The 21,224-nt window shown below is 72.8% G+C and carries 22 protein-coding genes; 17 read left to right on the forward strand and 5 right to left on the reverse strand.

The window, feature by feature from the left end; translation table 11 throughout:
* Positions 1-59: 59 nt before the first annotated feature.
* Complete coding sequence (locus IE267_RS32310) at positions 60-1,214, reverse strand: ABC transporter ATP-binding protein (protein ID WP_189765598.1); 1,155 nt, start codon at positions 1,212-1,214, stop codon at positions 60-62.
* A gap of 148 nt (positions 1,215-1,362) precedes the next feature.
* Here IE267_RS32310 and IE267_RS32315 point away from each other — a divergent pair, with 148 nt between their 5' ends.
* The 5 genes from IE267_RS32315 (at position 1,363) to IE267_RS32335 (ending at position 6,129) form a co-directional block, all read left to right on the forward strand.
* The gene (locus IE267_RS32315) at positions 1,363-2,043 is read left to right on the forward strand and encodes an ABC transporter permease (protein ID WP_189765599.1); all 681 of its coding nucleotides are present in this window, start codon (positions 1,363-1,365) and stop codon (positions 2,041-2,043) included.
* 3 nt (positions 2,044-2,046) lie between these two features.
* On the forward strand, positions 2,047-2,715 hold the full coding sequence (locus IE267_RS32320; protein ID WP_161256505.1) for an ABC transporter permease: 669 nt from the start codon (positions 2,047-2,049) through the stop codon (positions 2,713-2,715).
* 136 nt (positions 2,716-2,851) lie between these two features.
* Positions 2,852-3,841 (forward strand): ABC transporter substrate-binding protein, encoded by a 990-nt coding sequence (locus tag IE267_RS32325; RefSeq protein WP_189765600.1) that lies wholly within the window; start codon positions 2,852-2,854, stop codon positions 3,839-3,841.
* 86 nt (positions 3,842-3,927) lie between these two features.
* Positions 3,928-4,947, forward strand: coding sequence for a hypothetical protein (locus IE267_RS32330; RefSeq protein ID WP_189765601.1), 1,020 nt, complete (start codon positions 3,928-3,930; stop codon positions 4,945-4,947).
* A gap of 372 nt (positions 4,948-5,319) precedes the next feature.
* Positions 5,320-6,129, forward strand: a complete 810-nt coding sequence (locus tag IE267_RS32335) for an MmyB family transcriptional regulator (RefSeq protein WP_167157940.1) — start codon at positions 5,320-5,322, stop codon at positions 6,127-6,129.
* A gap of 33 nt (positions 6,130-6,162) precedes the next feature.
* On the opposite strand, the gene IE267_RS32340 is transcribed toward IE267_RS32335, so the two are convergent.
* Both IE267_RS32340 and IE267_RS32345 read right to left on the reverse strand, forming a co-directional pair.
* A complete protein-coding gene (locus IE267_RS32340) occupies positions 6,163-7,305 on the reverse strand; it encodes an NADH-quinone oxidoreductase subunit D (RefSeq protein WP_189765602.1) in 1,143 nt (380 codons plus the stop codon).
* A 333-nt stretch (positions 7,306-7,638) separates the two neighbouring features.
* Entirely contained in the window at positions 7,639-8,607 is a 969-nt protein-coding gene (locus tag IE267_RS32345; protein WP_229861541.1) for an SAM-dependent methyltransferase, read from the reverse strand.
* 204 nt (positions 8,608-8,811) lie between these two features.
* Here IE267_RS32345 and IE267_RS32350 point away from each other — a divergent pair, with 204 nt between their 5' ends.
* Both IE267_RS32350 and IE267_RS32355 read left to right on the forward strand, forming a co-directional pair.
* Complete coding sequence (locus tag IE267_RS32350; RefSeq protein ID WP_167157936.1) at positions 8,812-10,020, forward strand: sensor histidine kinase; 1,209 nt, start codon at positions 8,812-8,814, stop codon at positions 10,018-10,020.
* Between the two features lie 55 nt (positions 10,021-10,075).
* Positions 10,076-10,747: a response regulator gene (locus IE267_RS32355; protein ID WP_167157934.1), complete on the forward strand. Its 672-nt coding sequence runs from the start codon at positions 10,076-10,078 to the stop codon at positions 10,745-10,747.
* An 85-nt stretch (positions 10,748-10,832) separates the two neighbouring features.
* Here IE267_RS32355 and IE267_RS32360 read toward each other — a convergent pair whose 3' ends face one another.
* Positions 10,833-11,945, reverse strand: coding sequence for a DUF5937 family protein (locus IE267_RS32360; protein ID WP_189765634.1), 1,113 nt, complete (start codon positions 11,943-11,945; stop codon positions 10,833-10,835).
* A gap of 146 nt (positions 11,946-12,091) precedes the next feature.
* On the opposite strand from IE267_RS32360, the gene IE267_RS32365 reads away from it, so the two are divergent.
* On the forward strand, positions 12,092-12,319 hold the full coding sequence (locus IE267_RS32365) for a hypothetical protein (protein ID WP_167157932.1): 228 nt from the start codon (positions 12,092-12,094) through the stop codon (positions 12,317-12,319).
* A gap of 10 nt (positions 12,320-12,329) precedes the next feature.
* Here the strand turns inward: IE267_RS32365 and IE267_RS32370 are convergent, their stop codons facing one another.
* Positions 12,330-13,529 (reverse strand): threonine aldolase family protein, encoded by a 1,200-nt coding sequence (locus IE267_RS32370; protein ID WP_189765604.1) that lies wholly within the window; start codon positions 13,527-13,529, stop codon positions 12,330-12,332.
* Between the two features lie 132 nt (positions 13,530-13,661).
* Between IE267_RS32370 and IE267_RS32375 the strand changes: the two genes are divergently transcribed.
* The 9 genes from IE267_RS32375 (at position 13,662) to IE267_RS32415 (ending at position 21,169) form a co-directional block, all read left to right on the forward strand.
* Positions 13,662-14,585, forward strand: coding sequence for a Rossmann-like and DUF2520 domain-containing protein (locus tag IE267_RS32375; RefSeq protein WP_161256619.1), 924 nt, complete (start codon positions 13,662-13,664; stop codon positions 14,583-14,585).
* Positions 14,582-15,568 carry a pantoate--beta-alanine ligase gene (gene panC / locus IE267_RS32380; protein ID WP_189765605.1) on the forward strand — a complete coding sequence of 329 codons (987 nt, stop codon included), beginning with the start codon at positions 14,582-14,584 and terminating at the stop codon, positions 15,566-15,568. Before IE267_RS32375 ends, panC begins: the two co-directional genes overlap by 4 nt.
* A complete protein-coding gene (locus IE267_RS32385) occupies positions 15,565-17,265 on the forward strand; it encodes an L-aspartate oxidase (protein WP_189765606.1) in 1,701 nt (566 codons plus the stop codon). Before panC ends, IE267_RS32385 begins: the two co-directional genes overlap by 4 nt.
* A gap of 2 nt (positions 17,266-17,267) precedes the next feature.
* Positions 17,268-18,293, forward strand: coding sequence for a carboxylating nicotinate-nucleotide diphosphorylase (nadC, locus tag IE267_RS32390; protein WP_189765607.1), 1,026 nt, complete (start codon positions 17,268-17,270; stop codon positions 18,291-18,293).
* Positions 18,293-19,099, forward strand: a complete 807-nt coding sequence (locus IE267_RS32395) for a type III pantothenate kinase (RefSeq protein ID WP_161247664.1) — start codon at positions 18,293-18,295, stop codon at positions 19,097-19,099. Before nadC ends, IE267_RS32395 begins: the two co-directional genes overlap by 1 nt.
* Before the next feature lie 137 nt (positions 19,100-19,236).
* Positions 19,237-19,812 (forward strand): hypothetical protein, encoded by a 576-nt coding sequence (locus IE267_RS32400; RefSeq protein WP_189765635.1) that lies wholly within the window; start codon positions 19,237-19,239, stop codon positions 19,810-19,812.
* Between the two features lie 84 nt (positions 19,813-19,896).
* Positions 19,897-20,070 (forward strand): hypothetical protein, encoded by a 174-nt coding sequence (locus IE267_RS32405; protein ID WP_167157923.1) that lies wholly within the window; start codon positions 19,897-19,899, stop codon positions 20,068-20,070.
* A gap of 124 nt (positions 20,071-20,194) precedes the next feature.
* Entirely contained in the window at positions 20,195-20,629 is a 435-nt protein-coding gene (locus IE267_RS32410) for a BlaI/MecI/CopY family transcriptional regulator (protein ID WP_161248111.1), read from the forward strand.
* Positions 20,630-20,638: 9 nt separating this feature from the next.
* Entirely contained in the window at positions 20,639-21,169 is a 531-nt protein-coding gene (locus tag IE267_RS32415) for an amino-acid N-acetyltransferase (RefSeq protein ID WP_161248103.1), read from the forward strand.
* The last annotated feature ends 55 nt before the right edge of the window (positions 21,170-21,224 follow it).

The following is a 21,224-nucleotide window of genomic DNA, read 5'->3' on the forward strand; positions in this document are numbered from 1 at the left end:
CCTGCACGGCGTTCCCCCGCCCCCGGCCGGCCGGGCCGGGGCCGGCCGGCCCACCCGGCTCAGCGTGGGCCGACCGAGGCCACCGATTCGACCTTCACCTCGGTGCGGGGCACGGCCTGCGCGTCCGCGTCGATGGAGCGGCGCAGCGCCTCGTGCAGCCGGGCCGGGGTGAGCACGCCGAGGAAGCGGCCCCGCTCCTCGCGGTCGATGACCGCGATCCAGCCCGCGTCGTGCTGGAGCATCGTGGCGAAGGCCTGCTTGAGGGATGCGCCGACCGGCAGCCAGGCCTCCATGCGCCGGGCGTGCTCGCGGACGGTGCCCTTGCCGAGCCGGGCCTGCTCGCCGGAGATCCAGCCGTGCAGGTTGTCGTCGCCGTCCAGGACGACCGCCCAGCGCGCGATGTCGGCCGGCAGCGGGTCGTCGAGGTGGACAACGGGCGGCTGGTCCAGGTCGCTCTCCTCGATGGGGGTCACCGAGAGGCGCTTGAGGCCGCGGTCGGCGCCCACGAAGTCCGCGACGTAGTCGGTGGCGGGGGCGCCGAGCACGGCGGCCGGGGCGTCGAACTGCTCGATGGCGCCCTGCCCGTAGACCGCGATGCGGTCGCCGAGGCGGACCGCCTCCTCGATGTCGTGGGTGACGAACAGCACGGTCTTGCGCACCTGCGACTGGAGCCTGAGGAACTCGTTCTGCAGCCGCTCGCGCACCACCGGGTCGACCGCGCCGAACGGCTCGTCCATCAGCAGTACGGGCGGGTCGGCCGCCAACGCCCTTGCCACGCCGACCCGTTGGCGCTGACCGCCGGAGAGCTGCTCCGGGTAGCGCGAGCCGTACGTCTTCGGGTCGAGCCCGACCAGGTCGAGCAGCTCGGCCGCGCGCTGCTGCGCGACGGACTTCTTCACGCCGAGCAGGTGCGGGACGGTCGCGGTGTTCTCCAGGACCGTCTTGTGCGGGAAGAGGCCGACCTGCTGGATCACATAACCGATGCGCCGCCGCAGCTGAACGGGGTCGACGGTCGATATGTCCTCGCCGTCCAGGAATATCCGCCCGCCGGTCGGCTCGATGAGCCGGTTGACCATTTTCATCGTGGTGGTCTTGCCGCACCCCGACGGGCCCACCAGGGTGACCAGTTCACCCTCGGCCACCTCGAAGGACAGGTCGTCCACGGCGATGGTGCCGTCGGCGTACCGCTTGGTGACGTGCTCGAACCGGATCATGGGTCCCCATTGTGAAGGCTGTCTGGCGCGCTTGTGTGAAGCCCATGTTGCTGTACTGCAAAGGCGCAGGTCGATTGTCAGTGGGCGGGGATAGGGTTTTGGTACGTACGTTCGGGGCACCGGGCGAGGTGTCAGGGGAGGTGGGAGAGTGGCGCAGAGCTGCCTGGCGGCGAACGACTGGATCTGCTGGGAATACGTCAGCTCCCGGAGTCAGGAGCTGACCGACGCGACGGTCCAGCACATCTGGATCACCGCGATGTCGGTGGTGATCGGCCTGCTCATCGCCTTCCCCCTCGCGCTGCTCGCACGCGGGCGCAAGGGCGTCGCGGCCACCGTCCTCGGCGTCACGACCGTGCTCTACACCGTGCCCTCGCTCGCGATGTTCGCCCTGCTGCTCCCGCTGCTCGGCCTCTCCGCCGGGCTGGTGATCACGGGCCTGGTGCTCTACTCCCTGACGATCCTGGTACGGAACATCCTGGCGGGCCTGGAGTCCGTGCCCGCCGACGCCCTGGAAGCGGCCCGTGGCATGGGATACGGGCGGATACGGCTGCTTTTCGAGGTCGAGCTGCCGCTCGCGCTGCCGGCCCTGATGGCCGGGCTCAGGATCGCCACGGTGGCGACGGTCGCGCTGACCACGATCGGCTCGCTCGTCGACCACGGCGGCCTCGGCAACCTGATCGAGCAGGGCCTGCCCACCTTCTTCAAGGCGCAGATCCTCACCGCGTCCGTGCTGTGCGTGGTGCTCGCGATCGCCGCCGACCTCCTGCTCCTCGGAATCCAGTGGCTGCTCACGCCGTGGACCCGCATCCGTACGGCGAAGGCGGTCTGAGCGATGGGGGTCTTCCCGCAGGCCTGGACGTGGCTGACGACCGGGGCCAACTGGTCGGGCGACGACGGCGCCTGGCACCGCCTCGGTGAGCACGTGTACGTCAGCGCGCTCGCCCTCGTGGTGTCCTGCCTGGTCGCCCTGCCGCTCGCGCTGTGGCTCGGCCACATCGGCAAGGGCGGCGCGCTGGCGGTCAACATCTCCAACGTCGGCCGCGCGATACCCGTGTTCGCGGTGCTCGCCCTCTTCATGGTGACGCCGCTGCGCAACGCGGGCTATCTGCCCACCGTGATCGCCCTGGTGCTCTTCGCGGTGCCGCCGCTGCTGACCAACGCCTACGTCGGGATGCGCGAGGTGGACCCGGCGGCGGTGGAGGCGGCCCGCGGCATGGGGATGTCGGGGCGCCAGCTCTTCCTTCAGGTCGAGCTGCCGCTCGCCTACCCGCTGATCATGACCGGGCTTCGCTCGGCGGCGGTGCAGATCATCGCGACGGCGACGATCGCCGCGATGGCGGGCCTCGGCGGGCTCGGACGCATAGTCACGGAGGGGTTCGCGGTGTACAACACCCCCCAGGTGGTGGCGGGGGCCATGCTCGTGGCGGCGCTCGCCCTGCTGGTGGAGGGCGCCCTGGTGGCGTTCGACCGCCTCTTCAGCCCGCTGCGCAAGCGTTCGTGAGCCCGCACTGACGCCCCGTACTGCCTCTCGTGACTGCCCGTCGTGCTCGCCCCACTGCTTGTCCCCCCCGCCCCCCACACCTCGTGACCCCGCAACTCCCTTGATTTCGTGACATCTCCTGGACGGTGAAACCCTCATGAGCAAGATCCTGCGCACGACCGGTGCGGTGCTCGGCACGCTGGCCCTGGCCGGCACGCTCGCCGCGTGCGGCGGCGACAGCCTGGAAAAGAGCAAGGACAAGAGCAGTGCGAGCGCCTCGGGCGGCTCCAGCAGTACGGGCGGTGGGAAGAAGGGCTCGCTGGTGATCGGCGCGGCCGGCTTCACCGAGTCCGCGGTGCTCGCGGAGCTGTACTCGCAGGTCCTGGCGGACGCCGGGTACTCGACCTCGGTCACCACCGTGAAGAACCGCGAACTGTACGAACCGGCTCTGGAGAAGGGCGAGATCGACGTCGTACCGGAATACGCGGCGACGCTCACCGAATTCCTCAATGCCAAGGCCAACGGCGCCGACGCGAAGCCGATCGCGTCCAGCGATGTGACGGCCACCGTCGCCGAACTGTCCAAGCTGGCCGGGCCGCGCGGACTGAAGGTTCTGCCCGCCGGTGCGGCCGTGGATCAGAACGCGTTCGCGGTGACCAAGGAATTCGCCACCAAGAACAACCTCAAGACCCTTTCCGACCTGGGCACTTCGAAGGCCAAGGTGAAGATCGCCGCCGGTGACGAGTGCAAGGTCCGGCCATTCTGCGCGCCGGGTCTCACCGCCAAGTACGGCATCGACGTGACCGGCATCGACCCCAAGGGCGTCGGCACCCCGCAGGCCAAGCAGGCCGTCAAGGACGGGGTGGACCAGCTGGTGCTGACCACCACCACGGATGCGACGCTGGACTCCTACGGCCTCGTCCTGCTCCAGGACGACAAGAAGCTGCAGAACGCGGACAACATCCTGCCGGTCGTCAATGCGAAGGAAGCGGGCGGCCAGGAGATAGCCGATGCGCTCGGCAAGCTGACGAAGGCGCTGGCGACCGACGATCTCGTGGATCTCAACCGCAAGGTCGACGCCGAGCGCGCCAAGCCGGCCGATGTCGCCAAGGCGTATCTCCAGTCGAAGGGGCTGATCAAGAAGTAGCCGAATTTGGCGCTCGGAGTAACTACAGGGGAACAGATTGACGGGTGGGGGTCCATGTGGGCGCTACGCACGGTAAATTTCAGGCCATGCCACGTGGACGCCACCGTCATTCCCCTCCGCTGCACCGGCTTCTTCAGCCGTCGGCCGTCGCAGGCGTTTCCGTCCTGTGCGCCGGCGGCGCCTGGCTCTTCGATCAGCCGGCGGCGCTAAGGGCGTTGGCCGCGGCCGCCGCGGCGGCCTGCGTCACCGGCTCGGTGCTCATGCGCGCCTGGGACCGGGCGGCGGGCCGCCGGGTCGCCGAGCTGACCCGCTCGCGCGCCGCCGACCAGTGGCGGACCGAGGAGCGCATCGCCGAGCTGGAGACGGAGTTGGAGGAGTCGCGCGAGCTGCGCGGCCGCCTCGACGCCAAGCTGCGCACCAAGCGCATGGAGCTGGCCGGGCTGCGCGGCGAGCACGCGGCCCTGCTGCGGCGCTACGCCAACGCCGAGACCGAGCGGGCCAGTGCCCTTGAGGGCCGGCGTCAGCTGGCCCTGGAGTCCACCGGGCCCAAGGCGCTGACGGCGTCCGGCAGTACGCCGACGCCGGCTTCCTACCTCGCGGCCGCCCGCGCCCTGGAGTCCCTCTCGCTCAGCGCCGAACGGCAGGCGAAGGCCCGTGCCGAGGCGGAGGCGGCGCGTACGCGCGAGTCCCAGGAGGCGGAGGAGCCGCAGGGGAAGCCCGCGGCGGCCCTCGGCAGCGGGGAACACACCCGCCCGTCGGCCGCCCTCACCGCCGGGCCCCGCCAGGCCGAACTGCCCGCGGCCCCCGCGCCGGTCGCCGCCGCGGTGGTCCCCTACCTCGCGCGCCGCGCGGCGCGCCCGGAGGGAAGCTTCGACTTCTTCGGCACGGGTGGCGCGCAGCCTGCCGAGGCCGCGGACGCGGACCACAGGGCTGCCGCGATCGAGGCCGTCCAGGACGAGGACCTCGCGGACGTGGTGGGCGAGGAGGTCCTCGCCCACCGGGTGCAGCAGGGTCCGGAGAAGGTGGTCGGCGAGGTCATCGACCTGACCGCCCACGACGAGACGGAACAGTTGGACGTGGCGGTCCTGCGGACCGCGATCTCCTAGGGCGGGGCCGCAACCGCCCGGGCGCGTACGGAAACCCGTGGAGCGGGGCCCAGCTGCCCGGGCGCGTCCGGACCTCGCAGGCCGGGGTCGGGGCTCAACTGCCGGGGCGCGTCCGGAAAATGGTCTGCGGCCGGTACCGAGGCCGCTGCATCGTGGCGAGTGTCGGTACCTGCCGCAGAATCCGGACGCACGGGACAGTCGGCATCCGGCAGGCCGTTCCCCCGAACCGGCCACGTGCCCATTGTGGTCGCGCACCCGACGGCCTTTCCAGGGGGCACGGGTGCAGATAATTGCCGTGCGGCCCGCTTCGCGCCCCTCGGCCGCCCCCCTCGGCCGCCCCATCGACCGCCCTCGCCACGGAAGGCGCCCCCCTTGCACCTCGCCGCCGCCGACCGCGCCGCCCTGCGGACCCTGCTGCGCGAGCGGCGGGCCGCCGTCAGCCCCGCCTCCGCGGGCTTCCCGCCCAGGCGGCCCGGCCCCGGGCGGCGCGTCGCGGGGCTCAGCCAGGAGCAGATGGACGTCCTCCTGGAGCGCACGCCGGGCACGTACAACCGCTTCGAGAACGGTCAACTGCCCACGCCTTCAGCCGAGTTGCTGACGGCGGTCGCCACCGTTCTGCGCCTCGACGAACAGGAGTGGGTCTTCCTGTGGCGGCTCACCCGGCGCGAGGCCCCGCCGAACCCGCTGCACCGCGACTCCGGCCTGAGCGTGCCCGAGGAGTGGCACGGGTTGGTCGACGGCATCAGCGGTGCGATCGCGTACATCAACGACGCCGAGTGGAACCTGCTGGCCCACAACAAGGAGTTCGCCGAGCTCTTTCCCGGCGGCGAGCCCCCGGCCAACCCGATGCGGTGGATGCTCCTGGACCCCGAGGCGCGCGAGGTGGTCCTCGGCGACTGGGCGGAGTCCTGGGCGCCGCTGGTGATGCCGCAGCTGCGGCACGCGGTGGAACTGCATCCGCGGAACGCGGCGCTGGCCCGCCTGCAGGCCGACGTGCGCCGGGACCCGGTGGCCGGGCCGCTGTACGCGGCGGCGGCCGCGGCGCCCATCGCCTACCCGGACGGCTCGGCGCGGCCCCTCAACCACGCGCTGTACGGGCCGGGCCGGGTGACGACGTGCGTCGCCGAGCCCGTGACGTCGCCGGGCGCGCGGGTGGTGCTGCTGCTCTACACCCCGAACTGAGCGGCGCCGTAAGCTAGTTGACGTTCCCGGACGTCACTTGTCGATGTCGCCGACGACGAAGAACAGCGACCCCAGGATCGCGACCATGTCGGCGACCAGGGTCCCCGGCAGCAGCACGGCGAGCGCCTGGATGTTGTTGTACGAGGCCGACCGCAGCTTCAGCCGGTACGGGGTCTTCTCGCCCTTGCTGACCAGGTAGTAGCCGTTGACGCCGAGCGGGTTCTCGGTCCAGGCGTACGTGTGGCCCTCGGGTGCCTTGAGGACTTTCGGCAGCCGCTGGTTGATCGGCCCTGGCGCGAGGCCCGCCATCGTGTCGAGGCAGGCATCGGCGAGGTCGAGCGCGTTGTGGGTCTGCTCCAGGAGGCACTCGAAGCGGGCGAGGCAGTCGCCCTCGGTACGGGTGACGACCTTCAGGGTGTCCTGGAGTTCCCCGTAGGCGAGGTACGGCTCGTCGCGGCGCAGGTCGAAGTCGACGCCGGAGGCGCGGGCGATCGGGCCGCTGACGCCGTACGCGTGCACGGCCTCGGCGGACAGGACGCCGACGTTCCTGGTGCGGGCGCGGAAGATCTCGTTGCCGAGGACGAGCCGGTCGTACACGTCCATGCGCGAGCGCACGGAGGCGACGGCCTGCCGGGCCCGGCCGAGCCAGCCGAGCGGCAGGTCCTCCTTGAGGCCGCCGACCCGGTTGAACATGTAGTGCATGCGGCCGCCGGAGACCTCCTCCATCACGGCCTGGAGCTCCTCGCGCTCGCGGAAGGCGTGGAAGACGGGGGTGATGCCGCCGAGCTCCAGCGGGTACGAGCCGAGGAACATCAGGTGGTTGAGGACGCGGTTCAGCTCGGCGAGCAGGGTGCGGGTCCATACGGCGCGCTCGGGGACCTCCATGCCGAGCATCCGCTCGACGGCCATGACGACGCCGAGCTCGTTGGAGAACGCGGAGAGCCAGTCGTGGCGGTTGGCCAGCATCACGATCTGGCGGTAGTCGCGGGCCTCGAAGAGTTTTTCCGCGCCGCGGTGCATGTAGCCGATGACCGGCTCGGCCTGTTGAATGCGTTCGCCGTCGAGTACGAGCTTGAGGCGTAGCACTCCGTGGGTGGAGGGGTGCTGGGGGCCGATGTTGAGCACCATGTCGGTGCTCTCCGCCCCGCCCCCGATCCCGACCGTCGTCTCCGTCATGCGGGCCAGTATCCCCCGGGGCCCCCGGGCCACCTGCCACCCGGGCCCCGGCGGGGGCGACGGGGTGGTCCCGCGCTCGCGCCGTGCGTGGCCGATCGCGCCGTTCCCCGCGCCCCTGACCCCGGTTTCGTCCGTCTGCGGACCGTGCGTGGCTGGTTGCGCCGTTCCCCGCGCCCCTGGCAGCGCTGGTGCCGGTCGGCGTCGGCATCTTCGGCCTGCTTCCCGTGCCCCCCAAAAGCCTCGACGCTGGGGCACCTTCAGCCTGTCCGGCGTTTGAGGACGAGCGCCGTTCAGGCGCGAACGGGGGTCTGGGGCGGAGCCCCCAGGGTCGCTTCACCCCCCGGAGGGTTGTGGGGAGGGGCGGGGCGGGGCGACTCCCGGGGTCTGGGGCAGGGCCCCAGGGGGCCGGGGCTGGAGGAGCCAGAGGAAGTCGCCGAGGGCGCCCCGGGCGGTCAGCTCGGCCGCCGCCCCCGCCACCGCCAGCGCGCGTACGTACGCCGCCGGGTCCGAGGAGGCCAGGGACAGGGGCGGCCGGGCCCCGGAGACGCCGAGACGGGCCAGGGCCTCGCGCTGGGGGAGCAGCTCCGCGCCGGGCAGCGCGCATGCGTCAAGGGCGACGTGCGCGGTGATGTCGCAGGAGCCGTCCGGCACCGGCACCACCTCGCGCCCGCCCCGGAACCCGGCCAGCGTTCCGAAGGGCGGCCTGGCCTCCCGCACGTGCGCGTAGTCCACCGCCACCGCGAGCCCCGCCGAAAGCGAGCCGACCGCGTCCGCCCACGCCGCATCGCGCGGCCGGCCGATCTCGGCCCGGGCCCCCGGCTCGCTCAGCGGCCACCACCGCGCGAGCCACTCCGCGTCCGCACCCGTCACCGGCGCACCCGGGGTCTCGGTGCCGTCGGGCCCGACGAGAACGAGCCGGGGAACCCCCTCCGCGTCGACCTCGGCGACCTCCACCGGCACGTTGTCGAGCCACTCGTTGGCGAAGAGCAGCCCCCGGATCCCCCGCGGCACCGAGTCCCGCCACTCGATCCGCTCGTCGAGCCCGGCCGGGCGGGCCGCACGCTCGACGGCGTACGCCCGGACCGGAAAGTCCGCGGGCAGCGCGGCGAGCACCCCGGTGAGCAGTTCCCCGCGCCCGGCGCCGACGTCCACGAGGTCGAAGGGCCCGGGGCCGAGCCCCGCGGCGACCTCGGTCAGGAGGCGGGCGACGGCCCCCGCGAAGAGCGGCGAGGCATGCACCGACGTGCGGAAGTGCCCGGCGGGCCCCTCGGGCCGCAGATAGAACCCGCCGTCCCCGTACAGCGCCCGCTCGGTGGCCGCGCGCCATCCGACGGGCGCGTCCCGCCCCGCCGAATCCGCCGGTCGTGGCCCGTTCCCGTCGCCGGAGTGCTGACACGTCTCATCCGTCACGCGCTCAAGTCTCCACCTTGCGGAGTACGCCGCCGGGATCAGGATCGCCCCGGCGGTTGACCCCTGCACCTGTCCGCTTTCCCTACGCTGGGTTACGTGCAGCGCCTCTACGACTTCATCCGCAGGAACCCGACCGGGGTCGACGCCTTCTGGGCCGTCATCCTGTTCGGGTTCTCCTGCCTGCAGATCCTGTCGGCGGCGCACGGCCCGAAGCAGCCGGCCTGGGGTCTCCAGATCCTGGTCTCGCTCGGGATGGGCGTGGCCGTGGCGCTGCGCCGCCGGATGCCCGAGCGGATGCTGCTGCTGGTCATCGCCGTGGGCCTGGCGCAGCTGGCGCTGAACGTCCAGCCGCGGATCGAGGACTTCGCGATGCTGGTTCTCGTCTACACCGTGGCCTCCGCGGGCGAGCGCTGGGCCTCACGGGTAGCCCTGGCCGGCAGCCTGCTCGCGGCCCCCCTCGCCCAGGTGCGCTGGTCGTCGGCGGGGGCCGGGAACGGCGGGCAGCAAATAATCTTCTTCGTCGTCATCATGACGGTCCCGTTCGTGCTCGCCTGGGTGCTCGGCGACTCGATGCGTACCCGCAAGGCGTACTTCGCGCAGCTGGAGGAGCGGGCCTCGCGCCTGGAGCGGGAGCGCGAGGCGCAGGCGAAGGTGGCGGTCGCGGCCGAGCGGGCCCGGATCGCCCGCGAGCTGCACGACGTGGTCGCGCACAACGTCTCGGTGATGGTGGTGCAGGCCGACGGCGCCGCCTATGTCATGGACACCTCGCCGGACCAGGCGAAGACGGCCCTGGAGACCATTTCGATGACGGGCCGTCAGGCGCTCGCCGAGATGCGCCGGCTGCTCGGCGTGCTGCGCACCGGTGAGCACCAGGAGGCGGGGGAGTACGTCCCGCAGCCCGACGTCCAGCAGATCGAGGACCTGGTGGAGACGGTCCGCGGGGCCGGCCTCACCGTCGACTTCAAGATCGAGGGCACCCCGCGTCCGCTGCCCAGCGGCGTCGAGCTGACGGCGTACCGCATCGTGCAGGAGGCCCTCACCAACACCCGCAAGCACGGCGGCCCGGACGCGGGGGCCAGCGTGCGGCTCGTGTACTTCGACGACGGCCTCGGCCTGCTCGTCGAGGACGACGGCCGCGGCGCCGCCCACGAGATGTACGAGGACGGCGGCGCGGACGGGCAGGGCCACGGCCTGATCGGCATGCGGGAGCGGATCGGCATGGTCGGGGGCACCCTTGACGCGGGGCCGCGCCCCGGCGGCGGCTTCCGCATCAGCGCCCTGCTGCCGCTCAAGCCGGCCCACTGATTTCCTGTACGTGCTCGTGTGACCGGACTTTGTACGGCGTGATGGAGAGGGAACGATGACGATCCGCGTGATGCTCGTCGACGACCAGGTGCTGCTGCGCACCGGGTTCCGGATGGTGCTCGCCGCCCAGCCGGACATGGAGGTCGTCGCGGAGGCGGGCGACGGCGCGGAGGCGATCGACATCCTGCGCGCGACGGCCGTCGACGTCGTCCTGATGGACGTGCGCATGCCGAGGCTGGACGGGGTGGAGGCGACCCGGCGCATCTGCGAGGCGCCGAACCCGCCCAAGGTGCTGATCCTGACCACCTTCGACCTCGACGAGTACGCCTTCTCCGGGCTGAAGGCGGGGGCCAGCGGCTTCATGCTGAAGGACGTGCCGCCGGGCGAACTGCTCGCCGCGATCCGCTCGGTGCACAGCGGCGACGCGGTGGTCGCGCCCTCGACGACCCGGCGGCTGCTCGACCGGTTCGCCCCGATGCTCCCGACCAGCGCCAAGGAGCCCGAGCACAAGCAGCTGGAGCGGCTGACCGAGCGCGAGCGCGAGGTCATGCTGCTGGTCGCGCAGGGCCTGTCCAACGGCGAGATCGCGGCCCGGCTCGTCCTGTCGGAGGCCACCGTCAAGACGCACGTGGGCCGCATCCTGACCAAGCTGGAACTGCGCGACCGCGTCCAAGTGGTGGTCCTGGCGTACGAGACCGGTCTGGTGCGGGCGGGCGGCGCGGGCTGACCCGACCGTACGCCGACCGGCCGCGGGCTGACCCCGGGGCGGCCCGACCGTTCGCCGACCGGCCCGGGGTCGCGTGCCCGCGGGCTCAGCGCAGCACGCCCTCCAGGAAGTCGCTGCCGAGCCGGGCCACCACCGTCAGATCCAGCTGGTGCAGTACGTACCGGCCGCGCCGCCGGGTCGTGATGAGCCCGGCCTTCTTCAGGACGGCCAGGTGGCGGGAGACCTCCGGCGGCGTGATCCCGTGCGCGTCGGAGAGCTCGCTCGTGGTGTACGGGGAGCGGGCGAGGTTGCGGCACAGGCGCATCCGCATCGGGTGGGCCAGTGCCTCCATGCGCAGCTTGAGCGTCTCCACCGAGGCGGGCGAGGGCAGTTCGGGGCCGTGCACCGGATAGTGGATCACCGGCCGCCAGCCCGGCGCGTGCAGCACCATCAGATGCGGCCAGCCGAACGAGGTGGGCACGAAGGTGAGCCCGGCGCCGGGCTCCGGGTCGGTCGCGATGGTGCGGCCCTCGGTCAGCTTGTCGATGCTGATGCGGTTGCCGCCCATGTCGACGCTGAGCGCGGCCGAGACCGAGCCGATCGCCTCGTCGAGGCCCTTGCGGCGCAGCAGCTCCGCCTTGTGCCGCGCGTCGGCGGCCAGTTGGACCCGGACCCGCTGCCAGGTGTCCGCGAAGAAGGCCTGCTCGCAGTCCTCCAGGAGGCGTCGGAGCCAGGCCCTAACGGCTGCGGGTTCGTCCAACAGGCGCTTGGTGAACTCCACTTGGTGCGGGCCGCGCGTCGCCGCCATCTCCAGGGCGCGCATCCGCATCGCCGGATCGTGCAGTGCGGAAAGCGTCTTGACCCCGTACAGGCTGGAGCAGGTGAACTCCAGGGCGGCGGAGGTGAACCGCTCGTCGGTGAGGCGGTCGAGCAGGTCGAGGTCCTCGGCGAGCGTGGCGCCGGGGGTGCCGTCGTGGCCGGGGATGCCCGCGAACGGCATGAACACGTCGGAGAAGGTGTTGCGCCACAGGAACTCGGCCTCGTGCAGCCGGTCGGCGAGGTCGGGCTTGAGGGACGCCGCGGTCGCCGTCGCCCAGCCGTGCAGGCCCGGGTGGTGGCCCGGCTCGGAGAGCGCGTGCAGGACCAGGCCGAGCTCCGCGAGCGGGGAGATGGCGAAGCCGATGCGCTCGGGCGGCAGGCCCGTGATGTCGATGGTCACGCTCATGCGCCCATGGTGCACCGGCGCACCGACGATGCCGCCGTCGATTGACGGTCCCGGTCAATCGACGGCGCTGGTCAAGGCGTCATTTGACGTGACTCGTCAATCGGCGCGACGCGGCGCGCGGGCGGGCCCACCGTGGAGGCATGGACGCGATGCAGCAGCACATGATCGACAGCTACCGCGCGGCCCGCCTCGGCGAGCCCGCGCCGCCCGTGCCGGGTACCCACGACGTGGCGACCGTGCGCACGATGCGCGACCACCGGCGCTTCGAGGCGGTCCTGGCGGGCCGCCCCGCCACCGGCCGGCTGCGGGCGGCCCTGGCCCGTCTGACGGCCCCCCAGCACCGGCGCCGCCCGCCCGCCTGCCCGTGAGAAGGGCGGGCTACGGCAGCAGCGTCACGAAGTCGGCCACCGCGGCCCGTACGTCCTCGGCGGTCCAGGTCAGGCCCGGCGCGTTGACGGTGACCTCGGTGACGGCGAGGCCGGCCGGGCCCGACGGGCTCGCTGACCAGCGCCGGAACAGGCAGGTGCCCGCCTCGGCCTGCCGCAGGGACGCGGCGTCGAGCACCTCGGCGTCGTAGGGCAGCCACACCTGGAACTGGTGGGTGTGCGGCGGCTCGGGATGCACCCGGAACCAGGGCACGCCCGCCTCGGCCAGGCCCTCGTGGATCGCCTTGGCCACGACCTTGGCATGGGCCACGTACGACGGCAGCTCGGGCAGTTCGCGGCGCAGCCCGAGCAGGCCGGAGAGGGCGGCGGGGAACTGCTGGAAGAGCTGGCCGCCGTAGCGGTGGCGCCAGGTGCGGGCCTGTGCGACCAGCGACTCCGGGCCCACGAGGACCGCGCCCGAGAGGCCGCCGAGGGTCTTGTAGAAGGACACGTACACGCTGTCCGCGAGGCCCGCGACCTCCCGCAGCGGACGGCCGAAGTGGGCGGTGGTCTCCCAGAGCCTGGCCCCGTCGAAGTGCACCACCGCGTCCCGCTCGCGGGCCGCCTCCACCACGTCGACCAGCTCGTCCCAGCTCGGCAGGACATAGCCCGCGTCGCGCAGCGGAAGCTCCAGCATCAGGGTGCCGAAGGGCTCCTCGAAGTCGCGCACCTCGGCCGCGGTGGGCAGCCGCGGCTCGGCGGTCGGGTGGACCGTGCGCAGGCCGCTGAGCTGCCCGAAGGCCTGGCGCTCGTGCACCTCGGGGTGGGCGAGCGGATGCAGGGCGACCGTCGCGTCGCCGGTGCGCGCGGCCCAGCAGCGCAGCGCGACCTGCTGGGCCATCGTGCCGGTGGGGAAGAAGACGCCGGCCGGGAAGCCGAGCTCCTCGGCGGTACGGCGCTCCAGCTCGGCCACCGGGCCGTCGCCGTAGATGTCGGCGAACGCGTCCAGGTCGTAGACCTCGGCGCCGTCCGCGAGGAGGGCCGTCAGACGTTCCGCCATGGTGTGGTCGACCGAGTGGTGCGCCAGGGTCCGCCCGGCGCTCCTGAAGACGGCCAGGCGGTGCTGCTGGGCCTGTTCCGGGGTTTCCTCCCGCGCCGCTCCGGGGGCCTGGGAGGGGGAGTCGGGGAGGGACTGCGGCTCGGTGTCTGGCATGGGGCGATGATCGCCCACACCCTGTGGACAACCAAAGGGGTTTCCGGGGCCTGGGCGTAGCATGAGCGGGCCGTTTGATTTTGGTTTGGCGTCCGGTACCCCCCGCGGACTGGAACGGAAGGCCCCCACCGCGTGAACGCACCACCAGAGCACCGCCACGAGAACAGTCCGGCGGACCGCCCCGCCCGCCTCACCGTGGGCGTCGTCGGCGCGGGCCGGGTCGGCCCCGCCCTCGCCGCGGCCCTCCAGCTGGCCGGGCACCGTCCCGTCGCGGTCTCCGGCGTCTCCGACGCCTCGGTGCGCAGGGCCGCCGCCCTGCTGCCCGACGTGCCCCTCGTGCCGCCCGCCGAGGTCCTCGCGCGCGCCGAGCTCGTCCTCCTGACCGTCCCCGACGACGCCCTGCCGGGCCTGGTCGAGGGCCTCGCCGAGACGGGCGCGATCCGCCCGGGACAGCTTTTGGTGCACACCTCCGGGCGCTACGGCACGGCCGTCCTCGACCCGGCCAGGCGGGCCGGCGCGCTGCCGCTGGCCCTGCACCCGGCGATGACGTTCACCGGCACCGCCGTGGACGTCCAGCGCCTGGCCGGCTGCTCGTTCGGCGTGACCGCCCCCGAGGAGCTGCGGCTCGCCGCGGAGGCCCTGGTCATCGAGATGGGCGGCGAGCCCGAGTGGATCGAGGAGGGCGACCGCCCGCTCTACCACGCGGCCCTCGCGCTCGGCGCGAACCACCTGGTCACCCTGGTCGCCCAGTCGATGGAGCTGCTCGGCCGGGCCGGTGTCGCCCACCCCGACCGGATGCTCGGCCCGCTGCTCGGCGCGGCCCTCGACAACGCCCTGCGCTCGGGCGACGCGGCCCTGACCGGGCCGGTCGCGCGCGGCGACGCGGGCACGGTCGCCGCCCATGTGGCCGAGCTGCGCGAGCACGCCCCGGGCATGGTCGCCGGATACCTCGCGATGGCCCGTACGACCGCGGACCGGGCGCTCGCCCACGGACTGCTCAAGCCCGAGCTCGCCCAGGACCTGCTCGGGGTGCTCGCCGAAGGAGACGAGAGATGACCGCCCTGGTGCGTACGGCCGCGGAGCTCGCGGCCCTGGAGCACACCGGCCGCCGCGCCGTCGTGATGACGATGGGCGCGCTGCACGAGGGTCACGCCACCCTGATCCGCACCGCGCGCGAGCTGGCGGGCCCCGGGGGCCAGGTCGTGGTCACCGTCTTCGTCAACCCGCTGCAGTTCGGCGCGGGCGAGGACCTGGACCGCTATCCGCGCACCCTGGACGCGGACCGCGCCATCGCCGAACGGGAGGGCGCCGACGCGGTGTTCGCGCCCTCCGTGGACGAGGTCTACCCCGGCGGCGAGCCCCAGGTGCGGATCACCGCGGGCCCCATGGGCGAGCTCCTCGAAGGCGCGACCCGGCCCGGCCACTTCGACGGCATGCTGACCGTCGTGGCCAAGCTGCTCCACCTCAGCGCGCCCGACGTCGCCCTGTACGGGCAGAAGGACGCCCAGCAGCTGGCACTGATCCGGCGCATGGTGCGCGATCTGAACTTCCCCGTGGAGATCGTCGGCGTACCGACGGTGCGCGAGGACGACGGGCTCGCCCTGTCCAGCCGCAACCGCTACCTCGGACCGGCCGAACGGACCGCGGCCCGCGCCCTGTCGCGGGCCCTGTTCGCGGCCCGCGACCGGCTCGCCGCCGAGCACGCCCTGCACGCCCGGGCCAACGCCGGGGGCGCGGTCTCCGGCCGGGCCGACGCACTTACGGCGATCGGTGAGGCCCGCGCTGCCGCCGACGCCCACGCGGTCGCCGCGGCCGCGCCGTCGCCCGCCTCCATCAGGGCCGTCGCCCAGGGCGTGCTCGACGCCGCCGCGAAGGCCGAACCCCCGGTCGTGCTGGACTACTTGGCGCTGGTCGACCCGACGACGTTCCGGGAGGCGCCCGAGGGCTTCGACGGCTCGGCGATCCTCGCGGTCGCCGCCCGCGTCGGCACCACCCGCCTCATCGACAACATCCCGCTCACGTTCGGAGCACCGGAATGACCAGTACCGGAATACGGCTCGACGCCCCCGCCGCCGGCTGGGCCATCGACGCGGACGTCGTGGTCGTCGGCTCCGGCGTCGCGGGCCTGACCGCCGCGCTGCGCTGCACGGCGGCCGGTCTGGCCACGGTCGTCGTCACCAAGGCCCGCCTGGACGACGGCTCCACGCGCTGGGCGCAGGGCGGCATAGCGGCCGCCCTCGGCGAGGGCGACACCCCCGAACAGCACCTGGACGACACCCTGGTGGCCGGCGCCGGCCTGTGCGACGAGGACGCGGTACGCCTCCTGGTCACCGAAGGCCCGGACGCGGTACGGCGGTTGATCGACACCGGAGCCCACTTCGACACCGACGACTCGGGCGCGATCTCGCTGACCCGCGAGGGCGGCCACCACCGCCGGCGCATCGCGCACGCGGGCGGCGACGCCACGGGCGCCGAGATCTCCCGCGCGCTCGTCGAGGCGGTCCGCACCCGGGCGGTGCGCACCATCGAGAACGCCCTGGTCCTCGACCTCCTCAAGGACGAGCACGGCCGCACCGCCGGCATCACCCTGCACGTCATGGGCGAGGGCCAGCACGACGGCGTCGGCGCGGTCCACGCCCCCGCGGTGGTCCTCGCGACCGGCGGCATGGGCCAGGTGTTCTCGGCGACCACCAACCCGTCGGTGTCCACCGGCGACGGCGTGGCCCTCGCGCTGCGCGCCGGCGCCGAGATCTCCGACCTCGAATTCGTCCAGTTCCACCCCACGGTCCTCTTCCTCGGCGCCGACTCCGAGGGCCAGCAGCCGCTGGTCTCCGAGGCCGTGCGCGGCGAGGGCGCCCACCTGGTGGACGCGGCCGGCACCCGCTTCATGCTCGGGCAGCACGAGCTGGCCGAGCTCGCCCCGCGCGACATCGTCGCCAAGGCCATCACGCGCCAGATGCAGGCGCAGGGTGCCGAGCACATGTACCTGGACGCCCGGCACTTCGGCGCCGAGATGTGGGAGCAGCGCTTCCCGACGATCCTGGCCGCCTGCCGCTCGCACGGCATCGACCCGGTGACGGAGCCGATCCCGGTCGCCCCGGCCGCGCACTACGCCTCCGGCGGCATCCGTACCGACCTCCGCGGCCGCACCACCGTGCCGGGCCTGTACGCGTGCGGCGAGGTGGCCTGCACCGGAGTGCACGGCGCCAACCGGCTCGCCTCCAACTCCCTCCTGGAGGGCCTGGTCTTCGCCGAGAACATCGCGGCGGACATCCTGGCGAACCCGGGCGGGCGCACCCCAACTCCCGTACACGGCAAGGCTGTTGCGGACGACCCGCTCGACGGTCCCGTACCGCTGCTCGACCCGGCGGCCCGGATCCGGATCCAGCGGATCATGACCAATGGCGCCGGGGTGCTGCGATCGGCCGCGAGCCTCGCCGAGGCCGCCGAGCGCCTGGAGGAGATCCGCGCCGACGAGCGCAAGGCCGCCGTGCCGGGCGTCGAGGCGTGGGAGACCACCAATCTGCTGCTGGTCGCCCGGGTCCTGGTCGCCGCGGCGGCCGCCCGCGAGGAGACCCGCGGCTGCCACTGGCGCGAGGACCGGCCGGACCGCGACGACACCGACTGGCGTCGCCACCTCGTCGTCCGCATCACCCCCGGGCGGTCCCTGGACATCCGCCCCACCCCCAGCGCCACCTTCCCCCCGACCGTCGCAGCCACCCCCCTGGAGCCGTAACCGTGAGCACGCCCGAGGAACTCCGTCCCCAGCCGGTGGACGTCCCCCTGATCCAGATCGGTGCGCCCGTCCAGGGCGGCGGCTGCGGCGACGACTGCGGCTGCGGCGGCGAAGAGGTGTACGAGTGCGGGCTCGACCCCGCGCTCGCCGCGCTGCTCGCCGAGTCCGGCCTTGACCCCGTCCAGGTCGAGGACATCGCCCACCTCGCCATCGAGGAGGACCTGGACGGCGGCATCGACGTCACCTCGGCGGCCACCGTCCCCCAGGACGCCGTCGCCACCGGCGACTTCACCGCCCGCGAGGCCGGTACGGTCGCGGGCCTGCGGGTCGCCGAGGCGATCCTGTCCATCGTGTGCACCGAGGAGTTCGAGGTCGAGCGGCACGTCGCCGACGGCGACCGGGTGGCCGCGGGCCAGAAGCTGCTCAGCGTCACCACCCGCACCCGCGACCTGCTGACCGGCGAGCGCAGCGCGCTCAACCTGCTGTGCCGCCTGTCCGGCATCGCGACCGCCACCCGCGCCTGGGCCGACGCCCTCGAAGGCACCGGCGCCAAGGTCCGCGACACCCGCAAGACCACCCCGGGCCTGCGCGCCCTGGAGAAGTACGCGGTGCGCTGCGGCGGCGGCGTCAACCACCGCATGTCCCTGTCGGACGCGGCGCTGGTCAAGGACAACCACGTGGTCGCGGCCGGCGGTGTGGCCGAGGCGTTCAAGGCCGTACGGGACCGCTTCCCGGACCTCGCCATCGAGGTCGAGGTCGACACCCTGGCCCAGGTCACCGAAGTCCTGGACGCAGGGGCCGACTTGATCCTGCTCGACAACTTCACCCCGGCCGGGACGGCCGAGGCGGTCGCCCTGGTCGCGGGCCGCGCGATGCTCGAATCCTCGGGCCGCCTCACCCTGGAGACCGCCCCCGAGTACGCGGCGACGGGCGTCGACTACCTGGCGGTGGGCGCCCTCACCCACTCCTCGCCCATCCTGGACATCGGCCTCGACCTGCGCGAGGCCGGCCGAGAGGGCTCGGCCTGATGCTGCTCACCATCGACGTCGGCAACACCCACACCGTCCTCGGCCTGTTCGACGGCGAGGAGGTCGTCGAGCACTGGCGGATCTCCACCGACGCCCGCCGCACCGCGGACGAGCTGGCCGTGCTGCTCAACGGCCTGATGGGCACCCACCCGCTGCTCGGCGCGGAACTCGGCGACGGCATCGAGGGCATCGCGATCTGCGCGACCGTCCCCTCGGTCCTGCACGAGCTGCGCGAGGTGACCCGCCGCTACTACGGCGACGTCCCCGCGGTCCTGGTGGAGCCGGGCATCAAGACGGGCGTACCGGTCCTGACCGACAACCCCAAGGAGGTCGGCGCCGACCGCATCGTCAACTCGGTCGCCGCCGTCGAGCTCTACGGCGGCCCGGCGGTCGTCGTCGACTTCGGCACGGGCACGACGTTCGACGCAGTCAGCGCGCGCGGCGAGTACGTCGGCGGCGTCATCGCCCCCGGCATCGAGATCTCCGTGGACGCCCTCGGCATCCGGGGCGCCCAGCTGCGCAAGATCGAGGTGGCCAGGCCCCGTTCGGTGATCGGCAAGAACACCGTGGAGGCCATGCAGGCCGGCATCGTGTACGGATTCGCGGGCCAGGTCGACGGCGTCGTGCGGCGCATGAAGCGCGAACTGGTCGGCCCGGACGGCGACCCGGACGACGTGACGGTCATCGCCACCGGCGGCCTCGCCCCGATGGTGCTCGGCGAGGCCGAGGAGATCGACGAGCACGAGCCGTGGCTGACCCTGATCGGCCTGCGTCTCGTGTACGAGCGCAACGTGGCGCGCTCCTGAGTTTCTGAGTTCCCGGGCCGGTGCCGGGCGCGGGACGGGATTCCGTCAACGCGCCCGGCATCGGCCTGTTAAGAGGATTTTGTCCCTTTAGGACGTATCGTCGCCGCATGCCCACGCCATACGGATCCCGCGGCGGCATGGCGTTCGGTGCGGACGAGCTGCGTGTGCTCCGACGCGCCCTCGCCATCGCCCTCCACCCCAGCGCCGTCGCGGATGAGGACATCCGGGACTGCCTGCGCCTGGCCGACTCGGTGGACGAGGCCGTCCGCGAGGGGGAGCGGCTGCGCGCCTTCCTGCTCGCCGACCTGGCCCGCTACCGCGATGCGCTCCCCGGCTCGCTGCCCGGCTACACCGAGCTGCTCCAGGACGCCCTGGCGGCCGGCTACCAGCCGGGGCCCGACGACCTGGCCGCGCTGCGCGCGCTGCGCTCGGACCCGGTGTGCGAGGCCCTCCTGGAACGCTGCCGCCGGATCGCCGAGCGCTCGGTGCGGGCCCGCCTGGCCGGCCGCGCGGGCGCGGCGCCCGACCGGCGCGGCAGGCTCCTGACCCTGGTCGGCGGAGGCGCCGCCGAGGGGGACAGGTCCGCCGAGCCGCGACCCGGCACCCCGGCCCGCCCGGCGCCCGCGCCCGAGCGGCCCGTACCCAAGCCCTCCGAGGTCTTCCCGCCCCGGCGCCGGCCCGAGCCCCCGGCCGAACGGCGCCGGGCGGGCTGAGGGGGACCCGGCGGGCCACGGCCGGGGCCGCGCCGCGGCCCACCCGATCCCGACCCGCCGGGCAGTGCTCGCTACCCTGTCGGTATGGACTACGTTTCCGCGCTTCTGCCCCCCGTGGTGATGGCCGTCTTCTTCATCGCGCTCGTCGTGACGATCGTGAAGAGCCAGGGCGGCCCCAACAAGGGCAAGGAGGACGCGGCCGTGGACAGCGCGCTCGCCCGCGCCGAGGCCGCACAGCAGAAGCCCGCCTCTCCCTGACCGCACGGTCCGGAGGGGTACGTACAGCGGGGGCGCACGGGGTATTTCCCCACGTGCGCCCTTTTTGCTGCGCGCTAACTGCAAATAAGCAGCCATTCGCGACATCTCCCACTATGGTGCAGTTGTGCCCCGTCAATTGGGAGAGCTGGAAGACGCCGTCATGACCCGGGTCTGGCAGTGGAACCGCCCGGTGACCGTCCGGGAAGTCCTCGAAGACCTTCAGCAGGAACGGTCCATCGCGTACACCACGGTCATGACCGTAATGGACAATCTCCATCAGAAGGGCTGGGTCCGCCGGGAAGTCGACGGGCGGGCCTATCGATATACGGCGGTCTCCACCCGGGCCGCGTACGCCGCGGCGCTGATGAACGAAGCCTGGTCCCAGAGCGACAACCGGGCGGCCGCACTGGTCGCCTTCTTCGGCATGATGTCCCCCGAGGAGCGCGAAGCACTGCGCGATGCCGTGCGCATGGTGCAGGAGCCGGAACCCGAACGGGACCGCGAAGCCGAACAGGGATCCGAAGAGGGCGATGCGCCCGGAGCCGAAGCGGGGCGATAGCGTCCAGGCATGTCTTATCCCGCCGCGAATGCGGTCACCGTCCGCCGGGCCAGGACCGGCGATGTACCGGCCGTGCGAAGCCTTCTCGACGCGTACGTCGGAGGCGGGATCCTGCTCGACAAAGCAACGGTCACGCTTTACGAGTCCATCCAGGAGTTCTGGGTCGCGGAACGCGACTCGGACGCCCGGGTGGTCGGCTGCGGGGCCCTGCACGTGATGTGGGAAGACCTCGCCGAAGTGCGCACTCTTGCCGTGGATCCCGAGTTCCACGGCTCCGGCATCGGACATCTGGTACTCACCAAGCTGCTCCAGACCGCCCGCTGGCTCGGAGTGCGGCGGGTTTTCTGCCTCACCTTCGAAGTCGCGTTCTTCGCGAAGCACGGCTTCACCGAGATCGGTGAGACTCCGGTCGATACCGTCGACACAGATGTCTACAGCGAGCTGCTGCGCTCCTATGACGAGGGCGTCGCCGAGTTCCTCGGTCTCGAACGAGTGAAGCCGAACACCTTGGGCAACACCCGGATGCTTCTGCACCTGTGATCGGCGAAGCGGCGGGAAGCTGTCGGAACCCTATGTCCGAATCGCGTACGTTTCC

It is taken from the genome of Streptomyces xanthochromogenes, from assembly GCF_014650455.1.
GTDB lineage: Bacteria > Actinomycetota > Actinomycetes > Streptomycetales > Streptomycetaceae > Streptomyces > Streptomyces xanthochromogenes.